The organism is Blautia sp. SC05B48, assembly GCF_005848555.1.
Lineage (GTDB): Bacteria > Bacillota > Clostridia > Lachnospirales > Lachnospiraceae > Blautia_A.
Genome location: NZ_CP040518.1, coordinates 3,308,785 through 3,322,848 on the forward strand (window position 1 = coordinate 3,308,785; position 14,064 = coordinate 3,322,848).

11 protein-coding genes are annotated in these 14,064 nt (G+C 44.5%); 9 read left to right on the forward strand and 2 right to left on the reverse strand.

Annotation, left to right across the window (positions count from 1 at the left end; genetic code table 11):
- Nucleotides 1-11: 11 nt before the first annotated feature.
- The 9 genes from EYS05_RS15420 to EYS05_RS15470 all read left to right on the forward strand — a co-directional run bounded on the left by EYS05_RS15420 (nucleotide 12) and on the right by EYS05_RS15470 (nucleotide 11,978).
- Complete coding sequence (locus tag EYS05_RS15420) at nucleotides 12-2,573, forward strand: heavy metal translocating P-type ATPase (protein ID WP_138277496.1); 2,562 nt, start codon at nucleotides 12-14, stop codon at nucleotides 2,571-2,573.
- Between the two features lie 537 nt (nucleotides 2,574-3,110).
- Nucleotides 3,111-4,505 carry a group II intron reverse transcriptase/maturase gene (gene ltrA, locus EYS05_RS15435; RefSeq protein WP_330575480.1) on the forward strand — a complete coding sequence of 465 codons (1,395 nt, stop codon included), beginning with the start codon at nucleotides 3,111-3,113 and terminating at the stop codon, nucleotides 4,503-4,505.
- A 164-nt stretch (nucleotides 4,506-4,669) separates the two neighbouring features.
- The gene (locus EYS05_RS15440) at nucleotides 4,670-5,137 is read left to right on the forward strand and encodes a TspO/MBR family protein (RefSeq protein ID WP_243101124.1); all 468 of its coding nucleotides are present in this window, start codon (nucleotides 4,670-4,672) and stop codon (nucleotides 5,135-5,137) included.
- 199 nt (nucleotides 5,138-5,336) lie between these two features.
- Nucleotides 5,337-6,749, forward strand: coding sequence for an amidophosphoribosyltransferase (locus EYS05_RS15445; protein ID WP_118513963.1), 1,413 nt, complete (start codon nucleotides 5,337-5,339; stop codon nucleotides 6,747-6,749).
- Between the two features lie 205 nt (nucleotides 6,750-6,954).
- Nucleotides 6,955-7,635, forward strand: coding sequence for an HAD family hydrolase (locus tag EYS05_RS15450; RefSeq protein WP_158293339.1), 681 nt, complete (start codon nucleotides 6,955-6,957; stop codon nucleotides 7,633-7,635).
- The gene (thiD, locus tag EYS05_RS15455) at nucleotides 7,632-8,435 is read left to right on the forward strand and encodes a bifunctional hydroxymethylpyrimidine kinase/phosphomethylpyrimidine kinase (RefSeq protein WP_138277497.1); all 804 of its coding nucleotides are present in this window, start codon (nucleotides 7,632-7,634) and stop codon (nucleotides 8,433-8,435) included. The genes EYS05_RS15450 and thiD overlap by 4 nt, the downstream gene beginning before the upstream one ends.
- Nucleotides 8,436-8,439: 4 nt before the next feature.
- Complete coding sequence (locus EYS05_RS15460; RefSeq protein ID WP_138277498.1) at nucleotides 8,440-10,230, forward strand: aminopeptidase P family protein; 1,791 nt, start codon at nucleotides 8,440-8,442, stop codon at nucleotides 10,228-10,230.
- Nucleotides 10,231-10,331: 101 nt separating this feature from the next.
- Nucleotides 10,332-11,330 (forward strand): adenosine deaminase, encoded by a 999-nt coding sequence (gene add, locus EYS05_RS15465; RefSeq protein ID WP_118368753.1) that lies wholly within the window; start codon nucleotides 10,332-10,334, stop codon nucleotides 11,328-11,330.
- 114 nt (nucleotides 11,331-11,444) lie between these two features.
- On the forward strand, nucleotides 11,445-11,978 hold the full coding sequence (locus EYS05_RS15470) for a methylated-DNA--[protein]-cysteine S-methyltransferase (RefSeq protein ID WP_118368754.1): 534 nt from the start codon (nucleotides 11,445-11,447) through the stop codon (nucleotides 11,976-11,978).
- A 117-nt stretch (nucleotides 11,979-12,095) separates the two neighbouring features.
- Here EYS05_RS15470 and EYS05_RS15475 read toward each other — a convergent pair whose 3' ends face one another.
- Nucleotides 12,096-12,890: a hypothetical protein gene (locus EYS05_RS15475; RefSeq protein ID WP_118368755.1), complete on the reverse strand. Its 795-nt coding sequence runs from the start codon at nucleotides 12,888-12,890 to the stop codon at nucleotides 12,096-12,098.
- Nucleotides 12,887-13,426 carry an RNA polymerase sigma factor gene (locus EYS05_RS15480; protein ID WP_110103537.1) on the reverse strand — a complete coding sequence of 180 codons (540 nt, stop codon included), beginning with the start codon at nucleotides 13,424-13,426 and terminating at the stop codon, nucleotides 12,887-12,889. Before EYS05_RS15480 ends, EYS05_RS15475 begins: the two co-directional genes overlap by 4 nt.
- Nucleotides 13,427-14,064 lie beyond the last annotated feature (638 nt).

A 14,064-nucleotide genomic window follows, 5' to 3' on the forward strand; every position in this document is an offset into this window, starting at 1 on the left:
ACTGAAAGAAAATGGAACAATATAATGTAACTGGTATGAGCTGCGCCGCCTGCTCTGCCCGTGTGGAAAAAGCCGTATCAAAGGTTCCGGGGGTGGATAGCTGTTCCGTCAGCCTTCTGACCAATTCTATGGGAGTTGAAGGAACCGCTTCATCCGGCGAGATCATTGCCGCAGTGGAAGCCGCCGGATATGGTGCATCCTTAAAGGGCGGAGCTGCCGGAGCAAAGATTTCCATGTCTGCGGCAGAAGAAGCGCTGGAAGATCATGAAACCCCGATCCTAAAGAGACGTCTTATCACATCCGTGGGATTTTTGCTGGTGCTGATGTATTTCTCCATGGGGCACATGATGTGGGGATGGCCACTGCCGAAATGGTTTGACGGCAATCACGTAGCCATGGGACTGGTACAACTGCTCCTGGCTGGTATCATTATGGTGATCAACCAGAAATTTTTCATCAATGGATTTAAGAGTCTGTGGCACCGTTCCCCAAATATGGATACTCTGGTAGCTCTTGGCTCCATGGCATCCTTCCTGTGGAGCGTCTATGCACTGTTTGCCATGACAAGAGCACAGGCAGACGGAGATTCTGCTGCAGTTATGAATTACATGATGAATTTTTATTTTGAATCTGCAGCCATGATCCTGACATTGATCACCGTAGGAAAAATGCTGGAAGCCCGTTCCAAAGGAAAAACTACCGATGCCCTGAAAAGCCTTATGAAGCTTGCGCCAAAAACTGCGGTTGTAGTACGAAAGGGACAGGAACTTACCGTTCCTATTGAGCAGGTTCAGAAAGGAGACATCTTTGTTGTCCGTCCGGGAGAGAATATTCCGGTGGACGGAGTGATCCTGGAAGGAACCACCGCAGTCAATGAATCCGCACTGACCGGAGAGAGTATCCCGGTTGATAAAGAAGCCGGAGACATGGTCTCTGCGGCAACCGTGAACCAGTCCGGATTTATCAGATGTGAAGCAACCAGAGTCGGAGAGGATACCACTCTTTCCCAGATCATAAAAATGGTCAGTGATGCGGCAGCCACCAAGGCACCGATCGCAAAGATCGCAGACCGTGTTTCAGGCGTGTTTGTACCGGCAGTGATCACTATTGCAGTGATCACAACGATCATCTGGCTTCTTGCAGGACAGACCTTCGGTTATGCTTTGGCAAGGGGAATTTCCGTTTTGGTCATCAGCTGTCCCTGTGCACTTGGCCTTGCAACACCGGTTGCCATTATGGTCGGCAACGGTATGGGTGCCAAAAACGGAATCCTTTTCAAAACAGCTGTTTCCCTGGAGGAAGCAGGAAAAATCCAGATCATCGCACTGGATAAAACCGGAACCATTACCAGTGGTCAGCCGGAGGTAACAGATATTCTCCCGGCAGAGGGAATCACAGAAACAGAGCTTCTCACTCTAGCCTGTGCACTGGAGAAAAAAAGCGAGCATCCACTGGCAAAGGCAGTTCTCAAAAAAGCCGTGGAAGAGAACCTTGCCACAGGTGAAGTAACCGGATTCCAGGCACTTCCGGGAAACGGACTTTCTGCCGTGCTTGGAAGTGACAAACTGACAGGCGGAAGCATGAAATTTATCAGCAGCCAGACAAAGGTTTCCACAGACCTTAACAGGCGGGCCGATCAGCTTGCAGAGCAGGGAAAAACACCCCTTCTTTTCACCCGAAACGGAAAACTTCTGGGAATCATCGCAGTTGCGGATGTAATCAAGGAAGACAGTCCCCGTGCAGTAAAAGAGCTTCAGAACATGGGAATCCGTGTAGTTATGCTTACCGGTGACAATGAGCGTACCGCAAAAGCCATCGGAGCTCAGGCAGGAGTTGACGATGTGATCGCAGGAGTTCTTCCGGATGGAAAAGAAAGTGTGATCCGCACTCTGAAGGAGCAGGGAAAGGTTGCCATGGTCGGTGACGGTATCAACGATGCGCCGGCACTTACAAGAGCCGATATCGGAATTGCCATCGGTGCAGGAACAGATATTGCCATTGATGCGGCAGATATCGTTCTGATGAAGAGCCAGTTAAGCGATGTTCCAGCGGCAGTACGTTTAAGCCGCGTCACACTTCGGAATATCCATGAGAATCTTTTCTGGGCATTTTTCTACAATATAATCGGCATTCCCCTTGCAGCAGGTGTCTGGATCCCGCTTTTCGGATGGACCTTGAATCCGATGTTCGGAGCTGCGGCCATGAGTCTTTCCAGCTTCTGTGTTGTAACAAATGCGCTGCGTCTGAATCTGTTTCAGGTCCACAATGCAGCCAAAGACAAAACGATCAAAAATCCGGTAACATTACACATCAGTCATGATGAAAATATAAAAGAAGAAAAGGAGAACAAAACAATGGTAAAGGTAACAGTCAATGTAGAAGGAATGATGTGCGGACACTGTGAGGCACACGTAAACAAAGCCATCCAGGCAGCTTTCGGAGCAGAAGACGTAGTTTCTTCTCACGAGAACGGAACAACTGTATTCTCTGTACCTGAGAAGGTTGACGAGGCAAAAGTGGAAGAAGTGATCAAAGAAGCCGGTTACGAGTTCAAGGGAATCACTCAGGAGTAATGAATATAAAAAAACGTGTACCTGTGTTAAATGATCAAAAGTTTTAAACGATCTACAAAAAGAAACAGTTCTGCATAAAAACAGAGCTGTTTCTTTTTTGTAGTGCGCCCGGCGGCGCACGTTTCTAACGGGTTAAAGTCCCGAATCCGCCCGGTAGTGGGAAGGATATAGCCGAAGGCAAGGGTGTCCATCGTGAGACGGAATCCGAAGGAAGCCGGATGTGGGAACAGACTAACCACGGGCAAATCTCTGGTCTGACGAACAGAAATCTCATATAAGGTTATGCATGAGGGTAAGGCTGCTATCCAAGTCAAAGCCCAATAACTACACGGAATCATGCGTGATAAATAAGGCAGATGGATGGAGAGGAAGAAACGTGTGGTACCCGGGGAGGTCTGTGCGGTATGCTCCGAAAGGAGTAACCACTGTACAAAGCAGTGCTGAACGCACAGAAGTCAGCAGAGGTCATAGTAGCCGAAAGGTGAAGGACCGAATCAGTAGGAGTCTTGAGTATGACTGGGAAAGGAGGAATGACTGATGATGACAGAAAACACAAAAAGTGGCTGTTCGCAAAGAGATAGTGCGGAACATGAAGGGTATGCGAAAGCGTCAAGGTCATTCAATCGGATATGGAAAGAAAGAGACAGTGCACAGCCGAAACTCTTGGAAGCGATACTGTACAAAGATAATCTAAACAGAGCGTATAAAAGAGTGAAGGCGAATAAAGGAGCGGCAGGTATTGATGGAATGAGTATCGAAGAAACCCTGCCATATCTAAAGGAACATCAACAGGAACTGAAAAACCGGATACTCAGAGGAAAATATACTCCATCTCCGGTAAGGCGGGTTGAAATTCCAAAACCAGACGGTGGTGTGCGAAAGCTTGGCATACCAACGGTGATAGACCGTACCATCCAACAGGCAATAACCCAACAGTTAGTGCCAATCTATGAACCGCTGTTTGCAGATGGTAGCTTTGGCTATCGTCCGGGCAGAAGCGCCAAAGACGCAATACTTAAAGTGAAGGAGTATGCAGAAAAAGGATACACTTATGCAGTATCCTTAGATTTATCGAAATACTTTGATACACTTAACCATGAAATCCTTATTAACTTACTGCGCAAGACCGTAAAGGACGAACGGGTGGTACAGTTGATTAAGCGTTATCTGAAAAGTGGGGTAATGGAGAATGGAGTGGTGATGGAAACAGAGGAAGGTTCGCCACAAGGAGGAAACCTATCCCCATTACTGGCGAATATCTACCTTAATGAGTTTGACCAGGAGTTTGTAAAGAGAGGAGTCCCATGTATCCGATATGCAGATGACATTGTGCTCCTTGCGAAGAGCAAACGGGCATCGGAGAGACTTCTGGAAAGCAGTACGAAATATCTGGAAGAGAAGCTGAAACTTACAGTCAACAGAGAGAAAAGCCGTACTGTCAGCGTGTTTGCAATCCGAAATTTTAAGTTTCTTGGCTTTGCATTGGGAAGGAATGGGAACGGTATCTACGTTCGCGTTCATCCAAAGTCATGGAAGAAGTTTAAGTCGAGACTGAAAGAGTTATCTTCCCGTAAGTCTGTACAGTCAATCAAACCAAGCCTTGAGAAAATCAAGGTATATGCAAGAGGATGGCTGAACTATTACGGAATAGCAAGCATGAAAAACAATATTGAAGACATCAACGGATGGCTCTATCACAGAATACGCATGTGTATATGGAAACAGTGGAAACTTCCAAGAACAAAGAAAAGAAATCTGATAAAGATGGGAGTACACGAATACTATGCGAACATGGCAGCAAACTGCCGGAGAGGACACTGGTATTGTGCGAATCTGACAACAGTTAAGAAAGCCATGACAAAAGAAAGACTGATAAACGGTGGCTTTTATGATTTAGCCACAGCCTATCAGTCTGTGCACATCAACTATTGAAACCGCCGTGTACCGAACGGTACGCACGGTGGTGTGAGAGGACGGGAGCTAATCACTCCCTCCTACTCGATTATGATTGTATAGAAACCGGCATCCTGAAATATAATAAACAGAGAAAATGAATGCTGTCCGCAGATCTTCTCAGACCAGAAAGGGGGATATTTTTGAAAAAAGATACCAGAAAACTGATCACCTGCATTGCAGTGCCTCTGGCGACCGGAGCTGTTTCCGGTTTTTTTACCAGAAACGGAATGAAAGTATTTGCAACATTAAATAAGCCTCCCTTATCGCCGCCAGGATGGCTGTTCCCGGTTGTATGGACGATTCTTTTTATCATGATGGGGATTGCTTCGTTCTTGATCGCATCCAGGCCCAAAAGCAGAGCCAGAAATAAGGCTCTTACTTTATATGGGATCCAGCTTGCTGTGAATTTCCTATGGCCGTTTTTCTTCTTTGGGGCAGGATGGTATGGCTTTGCATTTCTCTGGCTTATTTTTCTGTGGGGACTTGTATATTGCTGTATCTGCACATTCGGGGAGTTTTCCCGGAATGCTGCATATCTGATGGTCCCGTATCTGGCATGGCTGACTTTTGCCGGTTACCTGAATCTGTTTATCGCACTTTGGAACTGACGGAACATTTGCCTCACGCATAAAATGCTTTCTGCTTCTATAAATTCGGCTAATATCATTATAATTTATTCTGAAAAAGCAGGAATATCCGCCAAATTGGTTTTTATTTTCAATTCTCTTATGCTATACTGATAGCGATTATGGATGTACAAACGACAACAAAAATCGTTAGCATTATGGTAGTAGAGAGGAGCACATTATGAGTGGATTTTTTGGAGTAGCATCGAAGGATGACTGTGTACTGGAGCTTTTTTACGGAGTGGATTACCATTCTCATCTGGGAACACGACGCGGAGGTATGGCGGTTTACGGAGAAAGTGGATTTGACCGTGCCATCCACAACATTGAGAACACGCCTTTCCGTACAAAATTTGACGGAGATGTGGGTTCCATGAAGGGAAATATGGGAATCGGATGTATTTCTGATTATGAGCCTCAGCCCCTTCTGTTCAGTTCCAGGATCGGCAGCTTTGCCCTCACTTTTGTGGGAAAGATCAATAATTATGATGAACTTCTGCAGCAGCTGTACAATACGACCAAGGTACATTTTCAGGAGATGACCAACGGAACAGTCAATGTGACCGAACTGATCGCTGCACTGATTTGTGAAAAAGACAATTTTGTGGAAGGTATCCAGTACGTACAGGGCCTGATCGATGGCTCCATGACTCTGCTTCTTATGACAAAAGACGGAATTTATGCAGCCCGTGACAAGATGGGACGAACTCCTGTGGAAATTGGCCACAAAGAAGGGTCATACTGTATTTCTTTTGAAAGTCATGCCTATATCAACCTTGGATACGAAGATTATAAAGAGCTAGGCCCTGGAGAGATCGTATTCGTAACAGCAGACGAAGTTAAAACTCTGGTTGAGCCTGGAAAGAAAATGAAGATCTGTTCTTTCCTCTGGGTTTACTACGGATATCCGACAGCCTCTTATGAAGGTGTAAATGTAGAGGAGATGCGCTACCGCTGCGGAAGCATGCTTGCAAAGAGAGACGGCGATTCCGTGCATCCGGACATTGTAGCCGGTGTTCCGGATTCCGGCATTGCCCATGCCATCGGATACGCCAATGAATCCGGCATTCCTTACGCAAGACCTTTCATCAAATATACACCAACCTGGCCCAGATCTTTTATGCCGACCAATCAGAACCAACGTAACCTCATTGCAAAAATGAAGCTGATCCCGGTACGTGCGCTGATCAAGGATAAAAAACTTCTTCTCATAGACGACTCCATCGTACGTGGTACCCAGCTCCGCGAAACAACTGAATTTCTGTACCGCAGCGGTGCCAAGGAGGTTCATGTTCGTCCTGCCTGCCCGCCGATCATGTACGGCTGCAAATACTTAAACTTCTCACGTTCCAAATCTGAGATGGAGCTGATCACACGTCAGGTGATTGAAAAAAGAGAAGGCCCCAACTGTCCGCAGGAAATTCTGGATGAATATGCAGATCCACATACAGAGAAATACGAGCAGATGGTACAGGATATCTGCAAGATGCAGAATTTTACCACTCTCCGTTATCACAGACTGGATGATCTTCTGGAATCCATTGGAATCGATCCTTGTAATGTATGCACATATTGTTTTAACGGTAAAGAATAAAAAATATTTTGAAAACAGAGAATTACTGTTTCAGATGAGCCTCATTAACTCCCGGTTGCATTTTGAGAATCTGCGGCTTATAATAAATGCGGATATATCTTTTGTGATATATCCGCGTTTTTTATGTCAGTTTTTATGTCATGGAAAATTATTTCGTAATGTTCCAATGACAGAGTATTACAAAAAAATTTCCAGGAGTATAAACATGATTTTTCCTATAAAAGCCATGATATTTGATGCAGATGGTGTCCTTCTGGACTCGCTTTCTGTCTGGAAGGAGCTTGGAAAACGATATATTACAGATCTGGGATATCAGCCGGTTGCGGGAATGGACGAAATCCTTTTTTCCATGAGTATGGAGCAGGGAGCGGCCTGGCTGAAAAGCAGGTTTACTCTTGAGTATTCCGAAGAAAAGATCGTGATGGATCTGAAAGCCCGGATCCGCAAATATTATTTTGAAGAGGTCCCGGCAAAATCAGGTGCCAGGGAGCTTCTTCAATGTCTTGCAGAACAGAAAATCCCGGCTGCGGTGGCAACCTCAAGCCCCAGGGAACATATCTGCCGGGCGCTGGAAAGAAACGGACTTCTTTCCTTTTTTGATAAAATCTATACCACCAGTGAGATCGGAGAAAGCAAACATTCTCCGAAGGTCTATTTTACAGCAGCAGTAGCACTGGGATCGGAGCCATCCCGGACGCTGGTTGTGGAGGATTCGCTCTACGCGTTGCAGACTGCCGGAAAAGCAGGATTTCTGACTGCCGGTATTTATGACGCATTGGGAGAACCGGATCAGGAACAGCTGAAAAAGGATGCCTATATCTACTGTCGGGATCTGACAGAGTTACAAAATCATATATTCACAGAAAATGGAGGAAACCAAAGATGAAAACAGCATTAACCATCGCAGGCAGCGATTCCAGCGGAGGAGCCGGGATCCAGGCCGATATTAAAACCATGATGGCAAACGGAGTATACGCCATGAGTGCCATCACCGCACTGACTGCCCAGAACACCACCGGTGTCACAGCTATCCAGAATGCAACCGCAGAGTTCCTGGGTCAGGAGCTGGACTGTATTTTTACGGATATCTTTCCGGATGCAGTAAAGATCGGAATGGTTTCCGAAAGTGATCTGATCCATATGATCGCAGGAAAACTCCGCTGGTATCGGGCAAAAAACATCGTGGTGGACCCGGTTATGGTTGCCACCAGTGGTGCAAGACTGATCAGCGAGGAGGCAGTGGATGTTCTGAAGGAGGAACTGTTTCCTCTTGCAGATCTTCTCACCCCCAATATCCCGGAAACCGAGGTGCTTACCGGACGGAAGATCAAAAGCGCCGATGATATGATCGAAGCTGCAAAACAGGTTTCCGAGCAATATCACTGTGCAGTTCTCTGCAAGGGCGGACATAAGCTCAATGATGCCAATGATCTTCTCTATGTAAATGGAACATATCAGTGGTTTGAGGGAAAAAGGATCGACAATCCCAACAACCACGGAACAGGATGTACTCTTTCCTCAGCCATCGCTTCCAACCTTGCAAAGGGATTTTCCATGGTGGAATCTGTAAACCGTGCCAAGGACTATATTTCCGGAGCCCTTGCTGCCATGCTGGATCTGGGAAAAGGAAGCGGCCCTATGGATCATGGCTTTGCGATAAAGAACAGTTATACAGAGGAGGCATAAGATTATGACAGTTACAGAACGTATCACAGCTCTTCGAAAACAAATGAAGGAAAAGGGAATCGATGCTTATCTGGTTCCGACCGATGATTTTCATGGTTCTGAGTATGTTGGAGATTATTTTAAATGCAGAAAATACATCACTGGATTTACCGGTTCTGCCGGAACTGCCGTGATCATGCAAGACATGGCCGGACTCTGGACAGACGGAAGATATTTTATCCAGGCTGCACAGCAGTTAGAGGGAACGCCGGTTACTCTGTTTAAGATAGGAGAACCGGACGTACCAACGATTCACAAATTCCTGGAAGAAAATCTGAAAAAGGGAATGTGTCTCGGCTTCGATGGCCGTACCGTAAGCGCAGAAGAAGCAGAGACGCTGGAAAAAATCCTTCAGAAAAAACAGATACGTTTTTCTGTAAATGAGGATCTCATCGGAAATATCTGGGATGATCGTCCGGCACTTTCCTGTAAACCGGTAATGGAATTATCCGAAAAATGGGCCGGAAGGTCCAGAGCAGACAAAATCCGGGAAATCCGCAGCAAACTGAAAGAGAAGGGGGCAGACCTCTTTATCCTCACTTCTCTTGATGACATTGCATGGCTTTTAAATATCCGCGGAAATGATATCCACTGCTGCCCGGTAGTTCTTTCCTATCTTGTGCTGGATGACAGCGAGCTCCGTCTTTTTGCCAATGAAAAAGCCTTTTCGGATTCTGTTAAGGAAGCACTTTCCAAAGACGATATTGCCATTTATCCATATGATGATATTTACACCTATGTACAGACGATCCCCGAAGAGAAAAAGGTATATCTTTCGAGAAGCAATGTAAACAGCCGACTGGTCAGCAGTATTCCGAAGCAGGTAACGATCCTGGACGGTGAAAATCTGACCCTTCTCCCAAAAGCCATCAAAAATGAAACCGAAGTCCAGAATGAAAAGACTGCCCACCTCAAAGATGGCGTTGCAATGGTGAAGTTTATCCACTGGCTGAAGAAAAATGTGGGAATGAAGAAGATCACCGAGCTTTCCGCTGCTGATAAGCTCTATGAATTCCGTTCCGTACAGGAGAATTTTCAGGGAAACAGCTTTGATCCCATCATTGCCTACGGTGCACATGGAGCCATTGTCCATTACAGTGCAACAGAAGAAACCAATATTCCACTGGAGCCAAAAGGACTGGTTCTGATGGATACAGGCGGACATTATCTGGAGGGCACCACTGATATCACCCGCACCGTTGTACTTGGCCCGGTTACTGAAAAAGAAAAAAAATATTTCACAGCAGTACTCCGTGGACACCTGCACCTGGCAGCAGCAAAATTCCGTTACGGCTGTACCGGCCTGAATCTGGATACCCTGGCCAGAGGACCTCTCTGGGCTATGGGAGAGGATTACAACCACGGAACAGGCCATGGCGTAGGTTATCTTCTCAATGTACACGAAGGACCGCAGAGCTTCCGCTGGAAAAGCCCTGACGAGCTTCCGGCTCCTGTTCTGGAAGAAGGAATGATCACCTCCGATGAACCGGGATATTATGCGGAAAATGAATTCGGCATTCGTCACGAAAATCTTGTAGTCTGCAAAAAAGCTGAAAAAACATCCTACGGCCAGTTTATGAAATTTGAGCCACTGACCCTGGTACCATTTGATCTGGAAGGTATAGATCCGGGACAGATGGAAGCAGGAGAGCGCAAATTGCTCAATCAGTATCATGCCCTTGTATACGAAAAAATTTCCCCATATCTGAATGAAGAAGAGAAATCCTGGTTAAAAAAAGCCACACAGGAAATATAACTCGGAATTCACTTTAATATTTCATTCCGGCAGATACCTTAAGAAATATAAAATCATTTCCGGGATAAGAATAAATCCTGACAGGGAGGTACTTAACGCCTATGAAAACAGAAAATATCATTAATCACTACATCGATCTCCACGCACATCTGGACGGTTGCATTACCCCAGAGATAGCCAGAAGACTTGCCGCATTGCAGCAGATCACACTTCCGGCTGCAACAGATGAAGAGCTTCTTTCTCTCCTTTCTGTACCGGATACCTGCGAAAATCTCAATGATTTTCTGAAATGCTTTGACCTGCCTCTTTCCCTTCTTCAGACAGAAGAGGCATTGGAAGAAGCTGTTTATCTTATCCTTTCTGAAATGAAAGAAGACGGTGTGATCTACGCAGAACTTCGTTTTGCCCCACAGTTCCATACACAGAAGGAAATGACTCAGGAAACAGCGATCCATGCTGCATTACGTGGTCTGAAAAGAGCTCCCATCCCCGGTAATCTGATCTTATGCTGTATGCGCGGTGATCTTAACCAGAAAGAAAATCTGGAAACTCTGGAGCTGGCAAAAAAATATCTTGTTGAAGATGGCGGCGTGGTTGCTATCGATCTTGCAGGAGCCGAGGCACTCTTTCCAACAGAAAATTACGAGGCACTTTTTGCAAAAGCAAGAGAATATCAGGTTCCATTTACCATCCATGCAGGCGAGGCCGGAAATGCAGAGGATGTAAAAACAGCTGTCCATATGGGTGCGGTCAGGATCGGCCATGGTGTGAGGATTGCAGGAAATAAGGAAGTGATACAGCTTGTAAAGGATAAGGGGATTTTTCTGGAAATGTGTCCTACAAGCAACCGCCAGACAAAAGCTGTGGAAGAAATGTCTGATTATCCGCTGAAAGCATTTCTCGAAATGGGACTTAAGGTAACCTTAAATACCGATGATCCGGCGATTGAAAGAACAACCCTCTCCCGGGAATTCCGATATATGGAATCTCTGTTAAATCTTACCCAGGAGCAGAAAAGGCTGCTACTTCTGAATTCTGTGGAGGCAGCCTTTACTTCCAGGAACAGAAAATGGAAACTGAAAGAACAGCTTCTTTTCTGAACCTTGGAAGCTACGATCGCATTAACATAATTCTTACTGTATGCCATCTTGACATTGACCGGTATTCTGTTCATCATATATGGGAGAATATGATTTTTGAAAGGCAGGTTGAAAATGATCTATATCTCTACATATTTATCACCTCTGGGAAATATTTTACTGGCTGCCGATGATATTGGGCTTACCGGTCTGTGGTTTGAAGGCCAGAAATATTTTGCCAATACACTTCCTGATAAAAGAATAGTGCAGGAGACGAAAATCCTTACAGAGGCAAAAAAATGGCTGGATATATATTTCTCCGGTGAGGACCCCACATTTACTCCCCCTCTTCATCCTTCCGGATCCGCATTCAGACAGGCAGTATGGCAGATTTTATTACAGATTCCTTATGGGCAGACGATCACATATGGAGAGATTGCACGAAGAGTAGCTGAAATGCAGCAGCTTTCTCATATGTCTGCACAAGCTGTAGGCGGTGCAGTTGGACACAACAAAGTTTCTATTATCATTCCCTGTCATCGTGTAGTAGGCGCAAATGGCAGCCTGACAGGATATGCCGGAGGCATTGACAAAAAAATAGCGCTTCTTGAACTGGAGCATGCAGATATGAGCCGTTTATTTATTCCCGGGAAGGGCACTGCACTGTAGCATGTATTGGAAGCCTATCAGTCTGTGCACGTCAACTCATTGAAACCGCCGTGTACCAAACGGTACGCACGGCGGTTTCGATAAAAGGGCGGGAGCTAATCACTCCCTCCTACTCGATTATCTTCTGTTATTAATAACCTCTCTCGCCATATCTGCAAGTTCTCCGGCAGGTAATTTTCCATCTATTTGCAGCAGATCATACTGGATGCCATCCTTATTCCAGTTAACGCTTTGAACCTGACTGACTTCAATCTGAGAAGTGCTGTCATCGTAACTGAATACAACTTTTCCACTGGACTGGTCTTTTTTATCTTGTTCTGTCAATTCGTAATCATCCGATACCACTTTATTTATATAATGTACATAATACAAATTTGTTCCATTTACAGTGGCAATAATATCACCTGACGGAGTAAGCTTTGAGTTAAATTTCTGCTGTTCAAACGATACAACATCTCCATTCTTCTGATAATCAAAGGACACAGATTTAAAATTCTCAATTACATTTGCATTGCCATCCTTAAAACTGTTTTTTATAATATTGCCCTCTTTGAAGCAGTACCCGTTCTCAAAGGTATCAATCAATACCGGTCTATACCCAATATCCTTTGTAATCTGTTCTGACGTTGGAAGAGATGTATAATCAGCACGTGATGCAGATGAACCTGTCCACATTGAAATCTTTCCTGTTGCTGCCATAGCAGTAACTCCAATTGTAAGTGTTGCAGCTATCAACAAAGGTAATATTTTCTTTTTTGATCTCATAGTCGTTTGCTTCCTTTCTGTATCTGCGAAGTCAAGTTTTGCATAAACTCTCTGTCTGACGTTCTCTGTATCAATATCAAGAGCATTGCAGGAAATATCTGCCTGTTTTTGTATTCCCAATTCTTTAAGCAAATTTTTTCTTCTCATAATTTTTCCTCCGCATCCGATAACATTTTTCTGAGTTTTCTTTTTCCTCTTGAAAGTCTGGTCTTAACTGTAGAAATATTAAGTCCCATTGCTTTTGAAATATCCTTGATTTTTTCATCAAATTTATACCGTCTTACAAAAATCTCGCTGTCAGGTTCGCCAAGGCTCATAACTGTTTCCCATACATAATTATTGTGAAAATTCTCTTCCATGAAATTTTTGCCATCTGACAGTTCAATATCTTCAAGAGATGTATGATCCATCTTTCTGTTTATCCGTTTCAGAGCAAAATTCCGGGCAACAACAGCAAGATATGACCGTAATGTACCTTTCTGCAAATCTATCCTCCCGGTATTCTTCCAAAGTACAACAAACACATCTGCCACAATTTCTTCAATATCCTCTTTCGGCAGTGAATTGCCGGTCATATGATACAAAACAGTACTCAAATACGGCGTATAAATTCGGATTGCTTCATCTATTGAATTTTTTTCTCTGTTCCTGAGACGCTGCAAAAGTTCTTCTTCATCTGTCATATCAATCCTACTTTCTTTTTAATATTTTCAAAAATTAAAAGCTTTTAACCTTTACATTCTTATATATCCTGTCAAAGAGCAAAAAGTTTCATTTTTGGAAAATTACGATATTAATACACCACTTTACAACTTTTTCATAAAAAAATATCGTACAGGACTTTCTGATGTATAATGAATTTGGCATAAAATATTACAAAGGAAAGTGAACCTGTACGGCAAAAACATTATACAGCGAAAAAACACTGACAGGCAGACTTCAGCAATATTTTTTGATCTATTTTGAAACTTTTTCTGTTCCGACAGCAGATACCTTATTTCTGCTGATATTATCTATACTGAGCCGCACACAACGGTTCCAACTATCTGAATGGACACTGCTTTGTGAGTGTCATGCTCTGCGTACCTGTCTGGAATGGGGATAAAGTACCTTATCTTTCCGTTCCTCTTGGTTATCGCATGTGGCGGAAAAAAGAGTCTAAACTGGAACTGGCAACCTCCATGATCCGGCAGGTTATGCCTGAATTTCACAGCAAAGATCATGTCATCATCCCTTGTGACAGCTGATATACAAAACACAACCTGGTATCCATTGTTGATGAATATCCGAATCCGGATCTGATTGGCAATGCAAGGAGTGC